Consider the following 22,894-nt stretch of genomic DNA (forward strand, 5'->3'; position numbering starts at 1 on the left):
GTTAACTTTCCCGCTGTGCATTTAATTTTCTATACGTTATTTCTAACTCTTCCCTCTGACGGTAAAGTTTTCTCTTAGCATGACTTACTTCTTCTGAAAAGTCATATTCTAATCGGCCAAGCGCTTGTCTCGCTTGTTGTAGTGGTTGCTGATTTTCGGCAATCATTCGAATAGCAGACTGAATGTTATAATAGGTTTCTTCAGCGAGTTGTTGGCTTTTTCTCTGATAAGAAGCTAAGAGCATTTCTTGCTCATCTAACTCCCGCAATTGTCTGCGGCATCTTTCTAGCTCATCGGCTGTCGTCATGTTAAGGCTCCTTTCAGTTGGTTCGCTAATTCTTGATCTCTCTGAACCAATTCATTTATTTTAGCGGTAATTTGTTGGGTTAATTGAACAAATGAAGTTCTAATACGATTGATTTTGCTGAATTTTTTCTGGAAATATTCCAGATCTTGGTCAACCATCGTTTGTTTCGTACATTGGACTTGATCCATCGCCTCTCTCATTTCTGCATACGAAAGTTCTGGTGTATGTCGTTGAATGAGTTGCAATCCGTTTTCCCAATCTTCTTGTAATTCTTGCATCACTTTTTTGTAAATATGTAGGCACTCTTCCATCGCTACATCAAATTGTGATGCGGCGACTTTAACAACCGCTAAAGCTTGACTATCTTCTAAATAAATCCGTTCATTACTAGATAATCCGCCACCGCTCGCCGTTAAAGAAACACGTAATTCATTCAACTGATTAAATTGTTTTAGTTGTTCTTGAAGCCATTTGTTTTCTTTTTTTAAACGGTTGATTTCTGCCAATGTCTCAGGATTCGTGCCGTCGTAAGTCTCCAGCCCACGGATTCTATTTTTATTTTCTAAAATCTGCTGCGCCAAGATGGTTTGCTCGATTGCAACGCCACCATGCCCATCTGAATAGACAGCAATATCGCCAAATTTATCAATATAATTACCGGCATCATCAGTTTTAAACATATCCAAATCATGGCCGAACGTCTTTTTAACCCAACCGACAATTACACCACTATAATTATCAACTCCAAAACTATAAAAAGGAATTTTCCCTTGTCCACCTGTTACAAAACTGCTGGTGACCGCATCTGAAGTATCATAGAAATTAATAATTTGACCTTTGTAGTTTTTAATTTGTTCGTCTGTCAATCCTGAACCAGCCGCACCATACGTGATGGCATTGTAGCCTTTCAAAACCGCAACGTAAATTGCTTCGGCACCACCAAGAGAATGACCCGTCGTGTTAATTGTATAGCCAGCTTCAGGAGAATATTGGCGCTCAATCTGACTGGCATATGTTAAAGCAGATTGGAACGCTCCAGCTTGGTGTTTGTCATTAAAGCCAATTTCTCGAAAATTGGTTTTCCAATCTTGCCATGATTTGGTACCAGCGTAGACAATGGTGAGATTTTGGTTGATTACGGATTGGGGATAGCCTGGTACACCCTTTATATTTTTATCATTTTTATATTCATCTTTGATTTCTGCCACTGTCATAGCTTGCATGCTGTTGCTTCTTGGTTCATGTTCGTATCTGAGTGTATCTTTATCGGTGTCGATAGTATCGATTACAAGATACTTCGCCCCTTTGTATTTAATAACATCTCCTGAATTTGTTGTTTCTTTCTCCACTCCGTATACTATTTCAGAAAATTTCCGATAATTGTCCATTACTTTATCCCTCCTTCATAATAAATAATTTTATTCTTGGGCATTGTTACAGAAGTTGGCTGTTCTTTTTCTTCTAAAACATAATTATTTCTCGTATTTCCTGGATCCAAACTATAGCGAAATTTTCCTGTTTCTGCTGAGATAGTACTTAATGTTGTATTATCTTCATACACATCGTTAATAATAAATTCGACCTCTAAACCTTTCATTGGCCCTACTGCAAAACTGGTAAATTCTACTTTTTTAATATCGGAGTATTTGACAATTTCATCTAATTTATTTGAATACTCTCGATAACTCAATTCTCCATTTCCCTTATTATATTTCTTCTCTAATTGTGCTCTTTCTTGCTCATCAAATGTATAAATTCGATAGTTATTATACAAATAGTTCGCTAAATCTGTTTGGATTTCGTGTAGTTTCGCTTTTTCTTGTTCATCCATGTACCATTTTCCTCCAATTCCTATGATTAAGATAATGAGTAATCCGATTAACCATTGCTTCCTATGTTTCACTGATTCACCTCCTTGTTCTTTATGTACGATAATTTTTATTGGTTTGTTCCTTTATATGTCATCGATTACAATAAATTCAGTACCTTCAAGCTTAGTATTTATTTTATTCTTTTGAACGCCGTAGACTGATCTGATAAGATTCTATTCTGATCCATTAACGAATCCCTCCTTCATCGTACGTAACCAAACTTTCTGGTACAGGTAAATTGGTTGCTGTTGGCTTTTTCTCAAGATAATAGGGTCCCTCGCCCTCATGCTCACCGATTTTGAATACTAACTTATTTGTCTCTGCGGAAATAGTGTTGAGATACGTCTGTTTATTTAGCTTCTTATTTATTGTATAGTGTACTTTCAACATTTTCATTGGACTTACCGAAAATCCTGTAAATTCTATTTTATTGATATCAGAGTATTCTTTTAGTTTTTCAAGCTTGTCAAAAAACTCTTGTTCTGTCAGGGAACCTTTACCTCTATTAAATTCTTTAAAAATTTTCTCTTCTTCTTTTTCGTTCACTGTATATAACCGATAGTTATTATACAAATAGTTCGCTAAGTCTGTTTGGATTTCGTGTAATTCTGCTTTTTCTTTTTCGTTCATATACATTGCTCCTCCAATTCCTATGATTAAGATAATGAGTATTCCAACTAACCATTGCTTCCTATGTCTCACTGATTCACCTCCTTGGTCTTTATGTACGATAGTTATCCATTACTTTATCCCTCCTTCATAATACATAATTAAATTTTCCGGAATCGTTAATTCTGTCGGGTTATCTTTTTGTTCAATATAATAGGGACCTCTTCCTGTACTATTCGTTATTCGATAGATAAATTTCTTAGTTTCTGACGATATTGTGTCTAAACTGACCTCTTCTTCATAAACATCGTTGATGGTAAAATAAACTTTCAACGTGTTTACTGGGCCTATTGAAAAACTTGTAAATTCTACTTTTTTAATATCGCTGTATTCTTTTAATTCATCTGATTTTTTTAGAAATTCTTCCGTAGTTAAACTACCTTCCCCTCTGTTGTATTCCTTATTTAGCTGTTCATCCTTTGCTTCATCTACTGTGTAAAGTCTGTAGTTATTATACAAATAGTTCGCTAAATCTGTTTGGATTTCGTGTAGTTTTGCTTTTTCTTGTTCGTCCATGTACCATTTCCCTCCAATTCCTATGAATAAAATAATAAGTAGTCCGATTAACCATTGCTTCCTATGTCTCACTTGTTCACCTCCTTGTTCTTTATGTACGATAATTGCCCACTACTTTATTCCTCCTTCATAATAAATAATTTTATTCTTTAGCACTGTTACAGAAGTTGGCTGTTCTTTTCTTTCCAAAACATAATTATTTATCGTGTTGCCTGTGTTAAAACTATAGCGAAATTTTCCTGTTTCTGCTGAGATAGTACCTAATATTGTATAATCTGGATAAACATCATTGATAATAAATTCGACATCCAAACTATTCATTGGTCCCACTGAAAAACTTGTAAATTCTATTTTGTTGATATCAGAGTATTCTCTAATACTTTTCATTTTTTGTAGATACTCTTTTTCTGTTATTGAACCATTTCCTCGATTATATTTTTTCTTTATTTCTTCCGATTTTTCTTTATTTTTTGTATAAATCCGATAGTTATTATACAAATAGTTCGCTAAGTCTGTTTGGATTTCGTGTAGTTTTGCTTTTTCTTGTTCGTCCATGTACCATTTCCCTCCAATTCCGATGATTAAAATAATGAGTAGTCCGATTAACCATTGTTTCCTATGTTTCACTGATGCACCTCCTTTTTGCCACGCAACGACTTTTTAATTAAATTTTAACAAAACCACCTATCAAAGGAAAGCTATATTTAATCCAATTTTAATAAACTGAATGATATTAAAGAATATAAAAAAAAGAGTTTGGACAATCGCCCAAACTCTTCTGAAAAATCTTCTCTATTTTCGTCCTAAAATCCATGAAACGATGGCAACTAAAATCACTGCCCCGATAATCGATGGCACAATAGCCATCCCAGCTAAGCTTGGTCCCCATGTGCCTAAAATGGCTTGACCAATTGTTGAACCAACTAACCCTGCAATGATATTGGCAATAATGCCCATCGATGATCCTTTTTTAGTAATTGCTCCAGCGATTGCCCCAATGACCCCGCCGACAATTAATGCCCAAATAAAGCCCATGATTGTTTCCTCCCTTTAACTGTTTATTCTACACGTGGTTCCATATTTTCTTTGACTTGTTCTGTTCCTTTATTCACAGCTTTTTTTGCTTTTTCTGTTTGTTCAGAAGCAAATTCACCGGTACTTTTGGCAGCGCCTGTGACTTTATCTTGAACCGTTTCGCTATCTTCTTCGTATTCTTCTTTTGATTTGATATCGACTACGTTAACATTCACTTCAATCACATCTAAGTGGGTCATTTTTTTCACTTCACGGCTGATTAATTCTTTCATTTTTTCGTAAATGTCTTGAATATCTTTGCCGTATTCTACCACGATATCCATATCAACAGCGACTTGTTTTTTACCAACTTCGGTATCAATACCCGCTGTGACGTTATCTGTGTTTACTAATTTTTCAGCAATATTTGAGAAAAAGCCGCCATCGACTGTTAATAGACCATCGACATTTTCTAAGGCTAAACCGATAATTTTTTGAACGACTTTATCTTCAAATGTTAATTCACCTTTGATTGCATGATCTTCTGGTGTGTGTGGTCCGTTTCCTGCTGGTTTTGGTACATTATTGAATTTTTCGTTACTCATGGTTCATTCCTCCTAGTTTCTTCTATTATTGCTTTATTTTTAATAAAATAATAACCCATTATTGAACACGAGGTGCCGTGTTTTCTTTGACTTTTGTCTTGCCTTTAGTTACCGCATGTTTGGCTTTGTTGGTTTGTTTTGACATAAAACTACCTGTCGCTTCAGCGGCGTTGCCAAGTTTATCTTGGACCGTTTCACTTTCTTCTTGGTACTCTGCTTGTGTTTTGATATCTACTACATTGACATTGACTTCGATTACTTCCAAGTGAGTCATTTGTTGGACTTCACGAGTAATAACCTCTTTCATTTGATCATAAATGGTCTCGATATCTTTCCCATATTCGGCTACAATGTCCATATCCACTGCGACTTGTTTTTTGCCGACCTCGGTGTGAATGCCTGTTGTAACATCTTCACTGTTAATCATTTTATCTCGTAAATTCGAGAAAAAACCGCCGTCCACAGTTAACAAACCGTCGACTTCTTCCAAAGCAATGCCAATAATTTTTTGGATTACTTTATCCTCAAACGTCAACTCACCTTTAACAATCGATACATTTGCATTTTCCATAGCCAAAACCTCCTATTTATGATGAAAATAATTTTTGACAATGCCTGTCTGTTCCAAATACAAACCTAGCCAAATACCTAGTCCTGTCAGGAGTACTACTAACAATGTTTTAAAGAAGCCGATTGACAGAAACAAGATTGCAAAAACTAAGCCGACTAGGCCACCAATTAACGGAACGGCATATTGTTTTATCCATTCAACCATTGTACATCCCTCCTACTCCACACGTGCTTGTGTTTGCTGTTGTTGTGGTCGTTTCATTGATTGAATATCTTCAAAATGAACATCAATCGTAATCTTGTGACCAGTTCCCACCAAACGAGCAAGCCGTTCTTCCATTGTTTTTGACCAAGCTTCTGTTTGTCCAATTAAATCTGCCGTTCGTTTCAGTGTGCCTTTAACATTGACCTTAATGCGCCGTTTTGTCGCCTTTACACGAATGGTTGGTGCTTCCAGAAAGTCACTGTCTTGCAAGCTAGAGCGTACAAATCCTTCGATGGCTTTACGGTGTAACACTAACTTTCCTTGCTCTTCTTTTAATTCAAACGTGCCTTCTCTTCTTGGGAATAAAAGAATGAATAAAAATAGAAAGAGCATAATTCCTAGTAAAACTAGCGCTACCCAAAAGATTGCTTGACGTGCGTACTCGTTGTCTTGCAAGAACCATTGGACATTATCTGGTGGTTGCCAAGCTGTATCGGCTGACCAAGTGGTGATGGCCACCGCGCCAAATAATGCCATTAAAATCAGTGAACCTAGAAGCAAAAGTATTTTAACAACTTTATTCACGGAACATCCCTCCTAAAGATTAATTGCTTCTCCACCAGTTACGCCATAAACTTGAGCCGTAACATAACTTGCATCATTGGACGCCAAGAAAACATAAACAGGGGCTAATTCAGCAGGCTGACCCGCACGTTCCAGTAAAGAATGTTGCCCAAATTCTGGCAACTCTTCAATTGGTTGTCCATGATCTAACTGTAACGGTGTCCAGATTGGTCCTGGAGCCACGCCATTTACCCGAATGCCTTTTGGTGCCAGTTGTTTTGCTAAACCAACGGTAAAGTTGGCAATTGATGCCTTCGTTGCTGCATAATCCAACAAATGCTCACTGGGATTAAAGGCTTGGACGGAAGTCGTTGTCACAATGCTACTTCCGGCAGGCAAGTGAGGCACTGCTGCTTTGACAATGCCAAACATCGCAATAATATTGACATGGAAAGTGTCTATCACTTGTTCCATTGGTAATTCTTCAATAGCGGCACAGGAAATTTGTTGGGCTGCATTTAAAACGAGGGTATCCAAGCCGCCTAATGCTTCATGAGCTTGTGCAACCAATTTTTCAGGTGCTTGTTTATCTCTTAAATCTGCTGGCAAAAGAACGACTTTTCGGCCAGCTTCTCGTATATAGTGCGCCACTTCTTCGGCGTCTTTTTCTTCACCTGGGAAAAAATGTAAGGCGATATCTGCGCCTTCACGAGCAAAAGCAATCGCCGCCGCTCGTCCAATCCCAGAATCACCGCCTGTAATTAATACCCGACGATTTTCTAATTTGTGATTTCCGACATAGCTGTCTTCCCCACAATCTGGTTTAGGGACCATTTTGTCCTGTAATGCGGGAGTTTCTTGATCTTGTTGCGGAAATCCATCACTATAAAATAACTTTCTTGGGTCTTTTAAGTTTGGTTCTGTCATTAAATCTCCTCCCTTTCTACTATTACCTTAATACAATTTTTTCTTTTTGAAAAATATTTGAGCACATAAAATAAAAAAAATATTTTTAATACTCATTAAGCGAAATTTTTGGCAAAATTATCTAAAAGCTGATTTTATTTTTCAAAATAGCGTTTAATTGACCTTTTTTATCAACATTTGTTATTGACATATGATGTCCAATTCGCTTAAATAAGAAAGAAGCCCAACAGGCAAAAACAAAAATATTTAGAGATAATTGAGGAGTTACCGCCAATGAGAAATGTTTTACAAGACTACTTAGATGAACATTCCTTTCGAGTCGTTGTAAAAAAGAAGAAAAATTATTTAACTTATGAAGGACTGCAAGATCGTTATGCCTATATTTTAAAAAGTGGCATCATCAAAACTAGCGTTATTTCCAAAGACGGTCGTGAATTTAATTTACGTTATATCAACAATTTGGAAATTGTTTCATTGCTACGTGATGAATATTCAGAATTTATTGATGCACCTTTTAATATTCGCATCGAATCTCCACAAGCAGAACTTTACCAAATCGACCGTGTTCAATTTTGGCGGGATATCAATAATAGTAAAGACTTGCAAATGTATGTCAAAGAATACTATCGGGACCGTTTAATGCATTCCATGAAAAAGATGCAGCAAATGTTGATGAATGGCAAATTTGGGGCCGTTTGTACACAAATCTATGAAATGTACGATTCATTTGGCGTAGAAACAGAGGAAGGTATTTTAATTGATTTCGTGGTGACCAATGAAGAAATTGCGCATTTTTGTGGGATAACTTCTGCTAGTAGCGTTAACCGGATGATGCAGCAACTAAAAGAGTTAGGGGCAATTGAACTACGTAACCGCAAAATTTTGATTAAAGATTTAGATATGATTAGAGATAACATTATTGTTTAACATCAGCACCCCCCGCAAGTTTGACCTTGCGGGGGTGCTTTTTATTTTTCAGTGACAATATTCACAGGAAATTGTCCATAATCTAAATTAAATGTCCGACCAGCCGTCAGCTGAAGCATTTCTTTTTTCATGCCTTCCGCCAAACGTGCATCCCCAAAACTTTCAATCATATCAATAACGGTGATTACTTCTTTATAATATCTCATTTTGCCAGTGTACAGATAATACGTAAGATTTTTTAAATAACGTAAGTTAAAATGAATATAGTAGATTTCGGCAGGAATCGTGGTAACACTCACTAGCGCTAAATATTCCCGGGCTTTCGCATAATTTTTCTTATAAAGTTGCGCTGTAATGATATTTAGGTAAAAACCATAGGCGACATTTAATGTTTGGGTATCACGTAATTCAGCATCTTTGACAGGAAACATCTGCTCAAGAATCTGAAGGACTTCGTTTTCAGAAAATAACGCCCCTGTATTAGTCACCATTTGATAATCGTAATATGTATAGTAGCTTTTGCTAGAGATAAGTGCGAGAATTGCTATTCGATCAGTTTCATCAAATTCTGGAATTTCCTCCCAATCATTACTAAAAGTTAGCTTAATATCTGTATAAATAGACATCTCTACTGCGTTTTTGTGGGGATTGCGCTCTAATTGATAAAAGTAATGAATCAGGTTCTTTTTTTCACTTGTATTGTTCACTCCTATTTGACAACATTCAATTTGATGCATAATTTTAGATGAAGCCGTACTTCTTGTTTCAGAGACCATATGAAAAAATTCATTAAAGGTAATCCCCAGTGACTGTAGTGCTGTCATTAAATCCTCGTAACTTAGCTTGGCTTCACCAATTTCGATTCTTCGATAGGTTTGTTTCCCTTTTTTTGGTAAAACATCTTTCTGAGCAATTTTTTTCTTTTTTCTAAAATACTTTAATGCCTCTAACACATCCATAATATGCTCCTTTCTATTAATAAGTTAATATTAAGTATTATTTTTTTATTAACTAAAATATAACATTTTATAAAAAATTATTTTTACAAACTTTAATATTACCAAACAATCAAATAATATATTTGTTTGAATTATTTTTTTGCACATTATAATTGTTAGGCGTCAACAAATTAAAAAAAACTTTTCTAATTCGTTCTTGAAGAAACTAAGATATCTGTCTTATAATGAAATTCAATATAACTTAGAGCAGGAGGTGTCGCAATGTTTGGTTTCAATATTAGTTTATTTCTTATTACTCGGTTCCGTTAAACCCACTCTTCACTAACCATTGTACAATCAATTCCATTGAATATATATTTCATTTTTATTAAATAACATTTTTAATAAAAGTACATATCGTTTATTTTTAGATATTTTATTTAATTATATGAAATATATTTATTTAAACAAATAAATTACATTTAATTAAATCAGAGGGAAACAGATTGTAGCAAGTGAAGAAAAAAAATAGCTCTTGAGAGATATTTTCTCAAGAGCTGTTTTTCTATTTTATTTCAAAAGCGGTTTGCGTTGTGGGGTTATTACTTAATAAGGTGTTTTTATACAGTAAATAGTACGCTGCCGCTGACCAACTAAAGTTTTTCGTACTTAGGCCCTTCCCTGTTAGTGGATCATAATTTTCATGAATAGGTCCTTCTCCCATCAATCCTTCGGCATGTAAGAAGAGTTTTTGTGTCATTTCTTTCGCTTCTTTTGTATAGTCATAGTTTTGAAGAGCTTCTACACCAAACAAGGCTTGATCAAGCCAAACTGGTCCCCGCCAATATTTTGTTGCAGCAAATTTTTCATTGTCTTTGGATGCCGTTGGGAATGGCATAAAGGTATTGAACATTTCTTGATTCATCATGTTTTTCTTAACTGCCGCCGCCTGTTCTTTGGTCGCTACTTTTGCCCAGAGCGGCAACCAGCCTTCTGTTCCTTTACCACGATTGACTAACAATTTTGTTTTCGAGCCGTCTTCATTTATTTGTAAGTCATAGAAGAAGCCCGTTTTTTCATCAAACATATTTTCTTGAATATATTTTTTTAGTTTCTTCGCTTCTTTTTGATAGTTCTTATAGTCCTCTTTTTTGCCTAGTTCTTCTGCTATCGAAGCTAAATAGCCCTTTTCAGCGTAGAGATACGCATTCAAATCCACTGATTCTTGATTAATCGAATACCCCACTACTTTTCCTTTATTTTTGTTTTCAAAAATTTTAACTCCAACGTCGCCTTTGCCCACACCTTCTTTGTCAAACCGTGTAGCGTTATCCATGCCACTTTCCCACGCGGCTGCTTCAATAACAGCATCATCATCCACTTTAGGTTGGCCATTTTTATCTTTAATGATTTGATCCTTGTCGTCTTTTTGCCAGTGAGCATCACTGACCATGCTTCCATATTCTGCTATCCCATTTTTATTGTGGTCTCTGTTGGTATACCACCAATTATGATAAGCCACAAGTTTGGGATACATTTCTTTTAAAAATTCCTTATCTTTGGTTTCTTGATAAATATGCCAAACTGCCCATGCAGCCAATGGTGGTTTAGAATTTCGTTCATTCCAGTTGCCACCTTCACCACCACGCGCACTGTCTTGATTGTAAAAGACAGCATCAATGATCGCTCCTGCATCTTGTGGACGTACGGTATCATCTTTTTGAATTTGATAATCAAACAAGGCCCGCATATTATTTTTAGCTAACTCAGGATTAAAATCAGCCGTTGCTACATCCGCTTTCCACGAATCCCAAGCCCACATACCAATAAACCATTTATAAGACATGGACGGAACAATCCCGTCATGCTTAAAGGCACCTGCCGCACTTCGCCAATTGGTATTAATCGTTTCAATCGATTTGACTAGCGCATTTTGATATTCAGGAAATTCTGCTGTTTTCTTTTGATCAAACGTTTTATCTAGATATCCTTGCCATCTTTGCTTGTTCTCTTTGAAATAGCGCGCCGCATTTTTGGTATATTCGGGTGCTTGTTGTTGTTCCTTTGCCTCTTCTTCTTTTGTAAAAGTATAGCTTTCTGTCGTATAGGTGTTGTACGTTTGTTTAGGCTTCAATTCAATTGGTTCAGCGGTTGCTGTATAATTCCGATTATCAATTTTTGTTGAAACTTTATCCGCATGATGAATCGTATATTTTATGTCTTTCGTAGCAAAATAATTCCACGTTTCTCTGACTTCACCAAAATTCACTTGAATGTCATTGTCTTTAGCAGTTAAACGAGTGCCAATATCTAAGGTTTCCGTTCCCTCTTGAATTTTGTCAAAGACCGCACCTGTCCAGCTTGCTCCAAGTGACAAGGGCTCTTCACCAGTGTTTTCAAGTGTCGTTTGGATAAGCGCCGTTCGATTGCTGACAAAAATTAAAGCTAAATGAATCGTTAAATCGTCTAATTCATAGGTTTGCTCTAGGCGCCCAGGATAATAAGACAGGTCCATGCGGTTGCTTTGGCTTAAATCATAGGTTTCTCCCGTTTTTTTATTTTTGACCGTTAATTTGTTTAAACTTGCCGCCAAGTTTACTGGATATTCTTCCGCAATAATCAATGGCCCCGCAAAACCACCCAGTAGCTCTTTATTGCTTTTTTCAGGTAAATAGTAGCCATGCCATGCACCTAAATCAGAAAAATTATTAAAATAATTGGTATCGTATACGCCATTCGTCCGTTCGGTTGGTGATGCACTCACATCTAAAACATTTGCAAATTCATCAACTTTTGTTCTTTCAACACTTGCTTGCACTTCCCCGCTTAACGCAAAACAGCTGACTACGGTGATTCCTAACGCTAACCAAGTAGACACCCGTTTCTTTTTTGATAAACCCTTCATAAAACCCCTCCTATAAAATGATAGCGCTTTATACACTGATTTATTATCAGCAAGGACTATGCCAAATGGAGTGTATCCCTTTTTATTATTGAAAGATTCAACTTTCTCTAGAAAAAAGCGACCGTATCGAAGTGTATTGATCAAAAAATAACGAGTGTATCGATAGTGTATTTAGTTTATGCTTGATTCTGTTTTATTTTCGTAGCTTCCACAAATTTTTCAGTAATTTTTTGCGGTCGTGTAATAACAGATCCCACCACCACGCTATAAGCACCTAGCTCCAGAACACGTTGGACTTTTGCTGGCGTATCAATCATTCCTTCTGCAATAATTGGTGTAGTAAAATGCTTCTTTGCTTCTCTTAACAGTTCAAAATCATTTTGTTCAATCCGCTGATTTTCACTTTGCGGCGTATAGCCGACTAACGTTGTGCCAATATAATCAAAACCTAACTCCGCCGCTTCAATCATCTCTTCCAGTGTGGAACAATCCGCCATCCATTCTTGGTTAGGATACTTTTCTTTTATTCTTTTGAAAAATGTGGCTAACGTTTCGCCATTTGGTCGTTTCGAATGGGTTGCATCGAGAGCGATAATTTCTGGCTGAACAGCCATTAATTCATCTACCTCACGCATAGTTGCAGTAATATATACTTCTGCATCAGGATAATCTCGTTTAATAATCCCAATGATTGGTAAATCAACCTCTTTCCGGATTGCTCGAATGTCTACCACAGAATTTGCTCGAATACCTTTAGCCCCTCCTTGTTTAGCGGCCAAAGCCATCTTGGACATGATAAAAGAACTATGCAACGGTTCGTCTGCCAACGCTTGGCAAGAAACAATTAATGCCCCTTTGATTTCTTTATTCAACATTGATCCCTCCAATTTAAAAGCGATTACAAACACAGTATACCTACAACAGCTGAAATATGCCACTCTCCCAAATAAGAACAAACGTTTCACGTGAAACAAAAGAAAGCAAGCCTTAACCGCTTGCTTTCTTTTGTTTCCATTTAGCATTTCACCTTAAAATATAGCGGATTTGATTATATCATGATACGATAATTCATATCGATAAGAAAGAGGTGATAAAATTGACAGAATACATCTACTTAGCTAGCGAACAACCTTTATCTACAGGCAGTACAACTTTAAACGGACTGAGCAAGCCCACTGGCAATCTATTAAATAAAGCGTTCTTCTTTTTTATAAATGATTTTGAAGGTGATCCACCAGGTAAATTTTCATACAGCAACTATTTAAAAACATTGAATTATCAGGTTTGCTCTATGTGTTCTCTACCGTCAGATAATCAAAATATTGAAACACCCTCAGCAGTCGCTCTTCTTGGCTACATCCGAAATCATTTTAAAAATACCTGCACAACTAAGTTATATATTTTGTCCGCTTTAAATGGTTTTGAAAACAAACCGATATCAAAAACAGTTACTCGCAAACTGTCTGATTTATCTTACAAAGATTTATATTATCAAGAGATGAAACTTTTAAAAATTATTCGTTAATATACTTTAGTGGTCTATCAAAAAAAGAATATTTATTCCGTTACATAAACTTTGAAAAAATGAAAAATAAGACCTTCAACATACCATATCCTGTTGAAGGCCCTTCTCTCTTATTTAACCCTTTAATTTTTACGACCCTCTAAATAATCATACCCAAAATGTGCATACGCAAATGGCGTTGCAATTCGTCCTCGTGGTGTTCGTTTAATGAAACCTTTTTGAATAAGATAGGGTTCATACATATCTTCCACCGTTTCGGTTTCTTCACCGATATTTACAGACAAGGTACTTAAACCAACTGGACCGCCGCCGTATAAATCAATCATTGTTTTCAACAATTTTTGATCGACATAATCCAAGCCTTGATGGTCCACTTGCAGTAAGGTTAACGCTTTGTCTGCAATCGCTCGGTCGATTTTGCCATCTGATTGGACTTGGGCAAAATCACGGACACGTTTTAACAAACGATTAGCAATTCGGGGGGTTCCTCTTGAGCGGCGCGCAATTTCAAAGGCACCTTCCTCAAAAATCTCCGTTTGAAAAATATCCGCGGAACGAAGAACGATTTCTTTTAAATCCTGCTCTTGATAATACTCCATGTGAGAAATAATCCCAAAACGATCTCGTAATGGCGCTGAAAGCATCCCTGCCCGTGTGGTAGCGCCCACTAAAGTAAAAGGCGGTAACGGAAAATGAACGGGATGTGCCGTGGTTCCTTGACCGACCATGATATCAATGTAAAAATCTTCCATTGCGGAATACAGCATTTCTTCCACAACTCGCGGCAAACGATGAATTTCATCGATAAATAACACATCGCCAGGCTCTAATTCGTTCAAAATAGCGACTAAATCTCCCGCCCGTTCGATGGCTGGTCCACTTGTGGTACGAATGTTCACATTCATTTCATTGGCGATGACCATCGCCATTGTCGTTTTCCCTAAACCTGGCGGACCATAAAGAAGGGTATGATCCAACGCTTCATTCCGATTTTTCGCCGCTTCAATATAAATCGTTAGTTCTTGTTTTACTTTGTCTTGACCAATATATTGTGCTAAAAATTGTGGACGTAACGATTTTTCAATTGAAGCTTCTGCTTCTTGACTTGCAGCTGAAAGCAACCGTTCTTCTTCTGTCATCGTTATTCCTCCTTAGCGTTTCATCATGAATTTTAACGCATTGCTCAAATAAACATCTGTCGTTGTCTCACCTAACGCTTCCAATTGCTTAGTGATACGCTTAATCTCTCGGTCACTGTAGCCTAGGGCACTTAATGCTTCTAACGCTTCTGCCAATGCTTGATTGCTTGTTGTCACCGCTTCGGTTGCGGTCATGGCCGCCACCGCTGCTTCGGAAGACTCTAATTCGCCTAGTTTTCCTTTTAAATCTAAAATCATTTGTTGGGCTGTTTTCTTGCCAACACCTGGGAACTTCGTTAAATATGTAACATCTTCCCCTTCAATTGCATTGATTAAACCACCATGATCAGCCACAGAAGCCATGATAGCTAAGCCACTTTTAGGGCCAATTCCAGAGACACTGATTAATTTTAAGAACAATTGTTTTTCTTCTAAACTGCCAAAACCAAATAAAAGTTGTGCATCTTCCCGCACGACTTGGTGAAGATATAGTTTAATGTCCGTATCCATTTTTCCTGAATAGCGATACGGGTTATCGACTGAAATCTGATAGCCAATGCCATTTGTTTCAACGACAATATAGTATGGGCTAACAAACGTTACTTTTCCAATAATATATTCGTACATGTTGTCACCTTTCCAATTGCTGATTGCGTACATATGTTCCATTTTAACACAAAGCATCAAAAAGCCATAGCGGAGAATTTTTTATCATCGACCTTGGCTACATCTATTTGTTACTTTTCGCTCACTAGGGAATTAAAAAGTGCGTACTGTTTTTTTTGACATGCTTGCGTAATAATAGCGGTAGCTTCAAAAAAATAACCAAAAAGGAGACTACATACATGAAATTAAGTATCTTAGATCAATTAACGGTTCCTAAAAATCAATCAGCAAGCGACACATTACAAGAAGCCAAAGAGCTCGCTCAATTAGCGGAAAAACTTGGCTACACAAGAATTTGGTATGCCGAACATCACGGTTCAGACGCCTTTGCCAGTGCAACGCCAGAAATTTTAGTTGCACATATTGCTAGTGCCACCGAAAAAATTCGTGTTGGCGCGGGTGGCATCATGACCATGCATTATGCGCCATTTAAAGTCGCAGAAACGTTTAAAACGTTATCAGCTTTATATCCTGATCGAATCGATTTAGGCATGGGCCGCTCGCCTGGTGGCAGCCCTTTAACTACGTTGGCGTTAAATAATGGTCAGCCACCACAACTAGATCAATTTGATAAATTACCTGAAATTTTACTCTTTTTAAGAGAGGAATTTCCTGAAGATCATTTATATTCTAAAATTTCAGCTGTTCCGCGGGAAGTTCTATTACCACAACCCTGGTTACTAGGTGCTAGTAAAGAAAGCGCACGTTCAGCTGGTGAATATGGCATTAATTTTTCCTTTGCGCAGTTTATTCATGGACATTTGCCCAAAGAAGTATTGTCCGCATATTACAAGCATTTCCGACCAGTAACTGAACAACAAGAGCCTCAAGTGAGCGCTGCGTATTTCACTTTTGCCGCCGACACGAAAGAAGAAGCAGAATACCATGCGGCTAGTTTCGAGCATTATATCTTTGCCACCGAACATGGGCTTCCTAATAAATTTTTATCGCCAGAAGAAGCCCTAGCTTTCCCTTACAGTGAAATGGACAAACTGGTTTTAGAACAAAATAAACAACGCTTTGTCATTGGCAGTAGCCAAGAAGTTGCGGAGTTTTTCCACCAACAAGAAGAACTAGGGTTGACAGAAGCGATGCTAATCACCCCAGGTTATGACAAACAAACGCGCTTTCAATCGTTTGAACGCCTAGCAAAAGAATTATTATAGAAAGGAAATGAGAAATGTTAGATGTTTTAAAAAGAATTAATACGCTTGCACAAAAAGAGCGTGAACAAGGCTTAACATCTGAAGAACAAGCTCTTCGTGTCGATTTGCGACAAGAATATTTGCGGACCATTCGTGAACAATTCAATAAAACATTAATGGGCGTCACTATTTATGATCCTACTGGTGAAGATGTAACCCCAGAAAAATTAAAAGAAGAACAGCAGAAATATTTTGATTAAAAGAGACACAGAACAGTCGATTTGACTATTCTGTGTCTCTTTTTAACTACTCTTCTGTTACATATGTCCACTTATAATCATATTGTGCGCCAGCACCATGGGCAACGACGCCTTTCACTTCTTTACTGCGTAGATGGGCAGTCGCCTTTTGATAAAGTGGTGCTAAAGCGGTCTCTTCACCAATCAATAACTTCTCAGCCTTAACCATATCTTCCCAACGTTTTTCAGGATCTGAAGCATCTCTTGTGGCTGAAGCCTCGATCAACTCATCGTAGGCTTTACTTGAAAAACGCCCGCGATTATAGTTATTACCAGTAACAAAAAGGTCTAAGAAACTACTTGGATCTGCGTAATCCGCAGCCCAACCACCTAAGATTGTCTCAAAATCGCCGCGACTACCTCGATCAATTCGAACTGAAAACGGCACTGGGCTCACTGTTACATCAATGCCCTCTAAAGTATCCTTTAACGTACCTTGAATATATTCCGCTAACTTTTTCGTAGAATCGACATCATCGGCAACAATATCCATTTTGAGTGTTGTTATGCCCAATTCTTTCTTCGCTTTTGCCCAATATTCTTTTGCTTTTTCTGGGCTATATTCAACAATTTTTTTATTTTCATCAGCAAAATCTTTGTCATCTGTCGGCGAATACGACATCCCTTCTGGAATTAAGCCGGTAGCGGCTACTGAGCCGTCGCCTAAAATTTTATCTACTAATGCGTTGCGATCAATCGCTGCTGAAATTGCTTTGCGTAAATTCACATTATTATACGGTGAATTTTTATCTCGCTGATTAAATTCCAAATAGCTGGTTCGTGCTTCTTTTTCGATAACCAATTCTGGATCCTTCGCCATTTGCTGGGCCAATTCGCCACTTAAAATAACATCATCTGCTTGGCCATCTTGGAATAAGTTCAAGGCAGTTGGTGCCTCCTTAACAACATCAAAATTGATTTTATCTAATTTGACATTGTCTTTATCCCAATAGTTTTCATTTTTTTCCAAAGTCCAATTGGTATCTGAGCCAGCCCCTTCAAAGTTAGCTAAGACAAACGGACCATTATAGACTGCTTTTTCACTGGAAGCAGCGTAATCTTTGCCATATTTCTCTACGGTTGCTTGATGTTGCGGGAAAAATAGTGGAAAGGCCAGTAAATAATCAAAATATGGTGTTGGTTTTGCCAGTTTAATTTCTAGCTCGTAATCTCCGTTTGCTTTAATGCCTAATTCAGAAACTGGTTTCTTACCAGCTACAATGTCTGCACCGTTTTCAATCATTTCTAGAAAATAAGCATACTCAGCGCCAGTCTGAGGATCTGCTGTACGTTGCCAACTAAAAACATAATCGGCAGCTGTGACAGGATCACCATTGGACCATTTTGCTTCTTCTCTTAGTTTCACTGTGTACGTCAAACCATCATCACTGACTTGCACTTTTTCTTTAGCCCCTGCTGGTTGCGGCTTGCTTTTATCATCTAAACGATAAATTCCTTCATACGCATTATTCAGTGCCGTAAAACTAATTGTATCTGTTCCTAAAGATAAATCTGCAGAAGGCATTTCTTGTTGAACTACTACTTTAAATTCTTGTTTAGCGGCAGTTTTCTCTGATCCGCCCTTTGCTTTTTCGGCGCCAGCTCCCCCATCACCACCACAAGCAGCTAAAACTAACAGCGTTGTTAAACTTAACCCGATAAGTCCTTTTATACGTTTACTTTTCATGCCTTTCTCCCTTCACAGAAAAAACTCTTCATTTTTTAATTTTTAGAATATTCTTATAATACTAAAATTAAAAACAAATGACAAGTATTAAAATAAAAAAGAACCAATCCCGAAGGACGGTTCTTAAAAAATGACTAACTAGCTTTGTTACGTCGTTTATAAATATACCAGCCAGAAGAAGAAAGTCCAACGAACAGTAAACCATATAATGCAAGCGTTTCTGCTTCTGTACCCGTTTTAGGTAAAAAGCCGCCATACTTTTTCTTCTCTGTTACGGATGGATTGCTCTGTCTTGCTCCCGCTTGGTTTTGTTTATTGGTTGCTACTGGTGTTTCTGGTGTTGGTATTGGATCTGGTTTCGGGTCTGGTTTTGGATCTGGTTTTGGATCTGGTTTTGGCGTCTCTCCTCCACCGATTAACTCTTTGTAAGCTTCTTCCGAAATAGAAACAATTCGTTCGCCTGGGAATGGTTCTTTATATTGTGCTAAATCAATCGTCGTTGCTGCACGATACAACCGCAAGCTGGTTGCACTTTTCAAGTATTCAATTAAGACAGCATCTAGTGAAATCCCTTCTTCTCGTTCACCACCTAGCATATCGTAACCATCACCACCAGCAGCTAAGAAATCATTGGTAGCCATCCGGTATTGTTTCTTCTCATCCAATGGTTCAAACTTTTGTGTTTGCCGATTTTTAATTTCTATTCCTAATACGCGACTACCGACAATCGTTTGTCCTGTTTCATTGCCTTCGTCACTAGCCAAGCGAGTACCTGGTTTTGTGGAATCATAGTGGATACGAATGGAGCTTGAAACATGTAGGAAACCACCATTTGCGCCAAGTTTTGGTTGGCCAGCATCATCTAGTAAAATTGTGCCATTCTCATCTTTTTGTGGAATCGAACGAACAGACATTTCAAACATTTCTTTAACTTGAGCGCCGGTTACTTGAATTTGCGCAATGCTATTGCCAAAAGGTAACACAGCAATGACATCCCCAACTTTAATTGGCCCTTGTTTAATATCAGCGCGAATGCCGCCACCATTAGTTACTGCAAAATCAGCAGGTTGACTAAACGCGTCTTGGCCATATGACATAATCGCATCACCAATCAAATTCCCTAAGTTGGTCTCTCGTGTGCGCACATTTTCTCGTTGTCCATCCAATGTGAATGGAATATAATCGACAATTACTTTTTCATTTTCAGCGTTAAAATTCGTACGTGCTTCATCAACGATGGCTTTAACTGCCGGGTTTTCTGGCAATTCTAGCAACTCTGCTGCTGAAATCAATTTTGCTGTTTTCTTAGTTGGTTCACTCTCTGGTGCTGTGACGATCCCAACATTATTTAAATAATTACCTGTTTGAGCATAGATCACTTTGCCATAACGTTTGCCGCTTTCGACGGCTGTATGCGAATGACCATCAATCACAGTGATATCTAACTCAGGATATGTTTGACTAAGGGTTTCTGCTAGCGTATCACCACGCCAGATATGCGGCGTCGTTTCATCTACGCCTAAATGCCCAGTAACCACGAAAGCTTGAATATCCGCGTACTTCTCTTTAATTTCATTAATCACTGCTTCTACTTCTGGAATCGGGTCTTTAAATGTCACCTTCTCCACGTTTTTCGGGTGTGTTTTCGTTGCTGTTTCTGGGGTTGTCACACCTACAATGGCAAACTTTTTCCCGGCTTTTTCTACGATTGTATACGGATCAAAAACCCGTCCACTGCCATCTTTGTAATACGTATTACTAGATAAAATCGGAAAATTCAGTTGGTCTTTATAACCTAGTGCAATCTCTAAACCAAAATCAAACTCGTGATTTCCCACCGCCATGGCATCATAACCAACTTCATTCATTGCTTTGGCCATATCCGCGCCTTTGGAGAAATTGGAGATTGGTAATCCTTGGAAAACATCCCCTGCATCCACCATCAAGGTTGGGTTTTCTTGGTCTTTAAAGGTTTTTAGACGCGCCATACCTAATTCGCCTTTCCCTGCTTCTAGTCGGCCATGAACGTCATTTGTGTGCATAATGGTATATGCATTATCTAAATCAAAGCCCGCATTACGGACATCTTGTTTCGTAATAGCGGCGGCGTTTGGTGTACGTCCATCAGGAGAAGTCGGAATTTGAAGAGTGCCGTCATTCACTAATTCGATTGCTTTGGCACGCCATTTTTCATCAAAATTTGTCCCAATAATTGACCAATTTCGTTCGATTTCTTGTTCTGGATCAAGCGTTCCTTTTTTCTTAATATAATCAACAATCATTCCTCGTAAGGTTTCTGGATCAGAATTTTTAATAGGTTCTCCTACTTGAATCCCTTGGCTAGCTAAACCGCCGTAACGATAATTATTCATAGCAATCGTATATTCTTTGGCAGGATCCAGTGGTTGGCCGTCAATTTTCGCATCTACAATTCGTTCACCCACTGGTTTTGAAATGTCAATCTTGTAGTCCACTCCAGAAATCATGTCATAGTTATATACACGAATGTTTGGATTAAAACTAATGGTCAAATCATCTGGCTGTGTTTGGTTATAGTACGCCCCTTGTTTTTCTAAATACTTCAGTAAGTTTTCACCGTTAATGGGAACACTCACTAAGGTATTCGGGTATTTGTAGATATCAAAAATCGTGGCATAGGAAATCTTCCCCGCAGGTAATTTACTGTCGTATTTAAACAACGCTGCCGCACTTAATTGTGCGCCTGTTACTTCTTTTTGAACATTATTAATTAAAGAAACCATCGCTGTTGGTTGTAATTGTGCTTCGGGAATTCCTTTAATTTCTTGTTTTGGTAAAAAATCAGCTGTTGCTGTGCCGATCTCCTCCTGAATAAACGCTCGCGTTTGCTCATGGTATTCTTTTGTCGCTGCCTTAACTGCTTCATCTGCTGGAACATTCGTTGTTGGTACAATCGTTGCTGTACCTTCTTGCACTTCCCACTTATCGGCATTTTTAGCAACTGAAAGATCAATTTTGACAACTTCTGTCCCCGTATCTTTCGGTCCCCCTACCGGTACAGTTTTTCCATTCGGCGCTGCTCCTTGCTTGGTAAAAGAAAGGTGGTCATGACCTAGAATATACGCATCAATCCCCGCGACATTTTCAATTACTTGGTCGGCACTGGCAACCGGATCACTATTTTGTTGTCCCGCATGAATCGAAGCAACAATAATGTCAGCCTGATCGTTAGTTTTCAACTCAGCAACTGCTTTTTCTGCTTCTTCTTTCAAAGGTAAAAAATTAAGCGAAGTAACACGAGGGCCATCCCACAAAGGAATGTGCGGGATTGTTAAGCCGATAATCCCAACTTTTAAATCTGGCTGCCCATCTTGATTAAGATCAAGTTCCTTCGTGGTAGTCCCTTCAACAAAACGACCACCATCCTTATTGTAGGTATTCGCAGACAAGATTGGAAAAGTGGCTTCTTGTTGAATTTTTTTGATTAACGGTAAACCAAAATTAAACTCATGATTCCCCAAAACCATTGCATCATACTTCATCACATTCATGGCGGTGATCATTGGATGGGTCTTTTCATTCACTAAAGGTGCTTTATTATACAAGTCATCTGTTAAAATAGTGCCTTGAATATTGTCGCCATTATCAATTAAAACGGTGCCTGCTGGGTTTTGTGCCCGGACTTGGTTGACGACTGTACTTACTTGGGACAAACCAACTGGTAGTTCTTTATCATCTTCATAAGACCAATTCCATAATTGACCATGAACATCTGACGTACCTAAAATTGTTATTTTTTGTGGTGTGCTCGTTTCTTCTTTTTCAGCGGTTGACGTTTCTAAATTCGTCGTTTCTGCTGGTGCCGTGGTTTCTTGTGACTGCTTGACACTGTCACTCGTAGCCTGATTTGGTGCTTCTTGTTTGATGTCTGTTGTTTCCTGTGTGATGACTGGTTCTTGTTTTCTACTTGAATCGGTGGTACTTGTTACTGCTTCTGAACTTTGTTGACTCGTTGTTTCTACTGCATATGCCGTACTAGTAACGCTTGGCGCTATCAACGCAACAGCCATTAAAAAATGCATGCCCCACTTCACTTTTTTAAAGCTCAACTTTTTCACAAATTTCCTCCTTGTGTTTCAACCCATTTGCAACAAACAATTGTCAAAGTAACAAACAACAAAAAGAGCCTTCCCCCATCACGCTGCTCTTCTTTTCCTATCATAATATATCCGTTAAATAAAAAACAGTAAATTCCGTTAAAATAAGATGTTTTTCCTGTAAATTGTTTTTATTTTTGGACAATATAGCGGATTTGTTTGTGAAAAAAATAGTAATTTTGACCAAAACACGAACTTTATAAAAAAGAAAGTCTTTTTATATTGGAAAAGCGGAACAAAAACTATTTTTTTGAAAAAAATAACTAAAAATACCGAATA

The 22,894-nt window shown here is 37.8% G+C and carries 23 protein-coding genes; 4 read left to right on the plus strand and 19 right to left on the minus strand.

What is annotated here, in order from left to right; all coding sequences use genetic code 11:
- Position 1: 1 nt before the first annotated feature.
- The 12 genes from AB1I62_RS13755 to AB1I62_RS13810 all read right to left on the minus strand — a co-directional run bounded on the left by AB1I62_RS13755 (position 2) and on the right by AB1I62_RS13810 (position 7,248).
- Positions 2-307 (minus strand): hypothetical protein, encoded by a 306-nt coding sequence (locus AB1I62_RS13755; RefSeq protein ID WP_016630651.1) that lies wholly within the window; start codon positions 305-307, stop codon positions 2-4.
- Positions 304-1,695 carry a DUF2974 domain-containing protein gene (locus AB1I62_RS13760; protein ID WP_202574146.1) on the minus strand — a complete coding sequence of 464 codons (1,392 nt, stop codon included), beginning with the start codon at positions 1,693-1,695 and terminating at the stop codon, positions 304-306. The genes AB1I62_RS13755 and AB1I62_RS13760 overlap by 4 nt, the downstream gene beginning before the upstream one ends.
- Entirely contained in the window at positions 1,695-2,210 is a 516-nt protein-coding gene (locus AB1I62_RS13765) for a hypothetical protein (RefSeq protein ID WP_048738075.1), read from the minus strand. The genes AB1I62_RS13760 and AB1I62_RS13765 overlap by 1 nt, the downstream gene beginning before the upstream one ends.
- A gap of 154 nt (positions 2,211-2,364) precedes the next feature.
- A complete protein-coding gene (locus tag AB1I62_RS13770) occupies positions 2,365-2,880 on the minus strand; it encodes a hypothetical protein (protein WP_016626247.1) in 516 nt (171 codons plus the stop codon).
- A 39-nt stretch (positions 2,881-2,919) separates the two neighbouring features.
- Positions 2,920-3,435: a hypothetical protein gene (locus AB1I62_RS13775; protein WP_048738072.1), complete on the minus strand. Its 516-nt coding sequence runs from the start codon at positions 3,433-3,435 to the stop codon at positions 2,920-2,922.
- Between the two features lie 39 nt (positions 3,436-3,474).
- Positions 3,475-3,990 (minus strand): hypothetical protein, encoded by a 516-nt coding sequence (locus tag AB1I62_RS13780; protein WP_104859598.1) that lies wholly within the window; start codon positions 3,988-3,990, stop codon positions 3,475-3,477.
- Between the two features lie 165 nt (positions 3,991-4,155).
- A complete protein-coding gene (locus tag AB1I62_RS13785; protein WP_002356092.1) occupies positions 4,156-4,398 on the minus strand; it encodes a GlsB/YeaQ/YmgE family stress response membrane protein in 243 nt (80 codons plus the stop codon).
- A gap of 23 nt (positions 4,399-4,421) precedes the next feature.
- The gene (locus AB1I62_RS13790; protein WP_002356090.1) at positions 4,422-4,982 is read right to left on the minus strand and encodes an Asp23/Gls24 family envelope stress response protein; all 561 of its coding nucleotides are present in this window, start codon (positions 4,980-4,982) and stop codon (positions 4,422-4,424) included.
- A 58-nt stretch (positions 4,983-5,040) separates the two neighbouring features.
- Complete coding sequence (locus AB1I62_RS13795; RefSeq protein WP_002383483.1) at positions 5,041-5,553, minus strand: Asp23/Gls24 family envelope stress response protein; 513 nt, start codon at positions 5,551-5,553, stop codon at positions 5,041-5,043.
- A 12-nt stretch (positions 5,554-5,565) separates the two neighbouring features.
- The gene (locus tag AB1I62_RS13800; protein WP_002356087.1) at positions 5,566-5,757 is read right to left on the minus strand and encodes a DUF2273 domain-containing protein; all 192 of its coding nucleotides are present in this window, start codon (positions 5,755-5,757) and stop codon (positions 5,566-5,568) included.
- Positions 5,758-5,769: 12 nt separating this feature from the next.
- On the minus strand, positions 5,770-6,342 hold the full coding sequence (amaP, locus tag AB1I62_RS13805) for an alkaline shock response membrane anchor protein AmaP (RefSeq protein WP_104859597.1): 573 nt from the start codon (positions 6,340-6,342) through the stop codon (positions 5,770-5,772).
- A gap of 12 nt (positions 6,343-6,354) precedes the next feature.
- Positions 6,355-7,248 (minus strand): SDR family oxidoreductase, encoded by an 894-nt coding sequence (locus AB1I62_RS13810; protein WP_002356084.1) that lies wholly within the window; start codon positions 7,246-7,248, stop codon positions 6,355-6,357.
- Between the two features lie 273 nt (positions 7,249-7,521).
- Between AB1I62_RS13810 and AB1I62_RS13815 the strand changes: the two genes are divergently transcribed.
- Positions 7,522-8,175: a Crp/Fnr family transcriptional regulator gene (locus AB1I62_RS13815; RefSeq protein ID WP_002356081.1), complete on the plus strand. Its 654-nt coding sequence runs from the start codon at positions 7,522-7,524 to the stop codon at positions 8,173-8,175.
- A gap of 41 nt (positions 8,176-8,216) precedes the next feature.
- On the opposite strand, the gene AB1I62_RS13820 is transcribed toward AB1I62_RS13815, so the two are convergent.
- The 3 genes from AB1I62_RS13820 to AB1I62_RS13830 form a co-directional block, all read right to left on the minus strand.
- Positions 8,217-9,134 (minus strand): helix-turn-helix transcriptional regulator, encoded by a 918-nt coding sequence (locus AB1I62_RS13820; protein WP_104859596.1) that lies wholly within the window; start codon positions 9,132-9,134, stop codon positions 8,217-8,219.
- Between the two features lie 544 nt (positions 9,135-9,678).
- A complete protein-coding gene (gene ygjK / locus AB1I62_RS13825; protein WP_367019355.1) occupies positions 9,679-12,018 on the minus strand; it encodes an alpha-glucosidase in 2,340 nt (779 codons plus the stop codon).
- A gap of 176 nt (positions 12,019-12,194) precedes the next feature.
- A complete protein-coding gene (locus AB1I62_RS13830) occupies positions 12,195-12,893 on the minus strand; it encodes an N-acetylmannosamine-6-phosphate 2-epimerase (protein ID WP_002370615.1) in 699 nt (232 codons plus the stop codon).
- Positions 12,894-13,105: 212 nt separating this feature from the next.
- Between AB1I62_RS13830 and AB1I62_RS13835 the strand changes: the two genes are divergently transcribed.
- The gene (locus AB1I62_RS13835) at positions 13,106-13,543 is read left to right on the plus strand and encodes a hypothetical protein (protein ID WP_104859594.1); all 438 of its coding nucleotides are present in this window, start codon (positions 13,106-13,108) and stop codon (positions 13,541-13,543) included.
- Between the two features lie 122 nt (positions 13,544-13,665).
- Here AB1I62_RS13835 and ruvB read toward each other — a convergent pair whose 3' ends face one another.
- Together ruvB and ruvA are read right to left on the minus strand one after the other, a co-directional pair.
- Complete coding sequence (ruvB, locus tag AB1I62_RS13840; RefSeq protein ID WP_002381340.1) at positions 13,666-14,682, minus strand: Holliday junction branch migration DNA helicase RuvB; 1,017 nt, start codon at positions 14,680-14,682, stop codon at positions 13,666-13,668.
- 12 nt (positions 14,683-14,694) lie between these two features.
- Positions 14,695-15,309, minus strand: a complete 615-nt coding sequence (ruvA, locus tag AB1I62_RS13845; protein WP_002359241.1) for a Holliday junction branch migration protein RuvA — start codon at positions 15,307-15,309, stop codon at positions 14,695-14,697.
- A gap of 218 nt (positions 15,310-15,527) precedes the next feature.
- Between ruvA and AB1I62_RS13850 the strand changes: the two genes are divergently transcribed.
- Together AB1I62_RS13850 and AB1I62_RS13855 are read left to right on the plus strand one after the other, a co-directional pair.
- A complete protein-coding gene (locus AB1I62_RS13850; RefSeq protein WP_002386408.1) occupies positions 15,528-16,514 on the plus strand; it encodes an LLM class flavin-dependent oxidoreductase in 987 nt (328 codons plus the stop codon).
- 14 nt (positions 16,515-16,528) lie between these two features.
- On the plus strand, positions 16,529-16,753 hold the full coding sequence (locus tag AB1I62_RS13855) for a DUF896 domain-containing protein (RefSeq protein ID WP_002386409.1): 225 nt from the start codon (positions 16,529-16,531) through the stop codon (positions 16,751-16,753).
- Between the two features lie 46 nt (positions 16,754-16,799).
- Here the strand turns inward: AB1I62_RS13855 and AB1I62_RS13860 are convergent, their stop codons facing one another.
- On the minus strand, positions 16,800-18,479 hold the full coding sequence (locus AB1I62_RS13860) for a peptide ABC transporter substrate-binding protein (RefSeq protein WP_367019356.1): 1,680 nt from the start codon (positions 18,477-18,479) through the stop codon (positions 16,800-16,802).
- A gap of 134 nt (positions 18,480-18,613) precedes the next feature.
- On the minus strand, positions 18,614-22,576 hold the full coding sequence (locus AB1I62_RS13865; protein WP_104859593.1) for a 5'-nucleotidase C-terminal domain-containing protein: 3,963 nt from the start codon (positions 22,574-22,576) through the stop codon (positions 18,614-18,616).
- Between the last annotated feature and the right edge of the window lie 318 nt (positions 22,577-22,894).

It is taken from the genome of Enterococcus sp. AN402 (genome assembly GCF_040719405.1).
Classification (GTDB): Bacteria; Bacillota; Bacilli; order Lactobacillales; family Enterococcaceae; genus Enterococcus; species Enterococcus faecalis.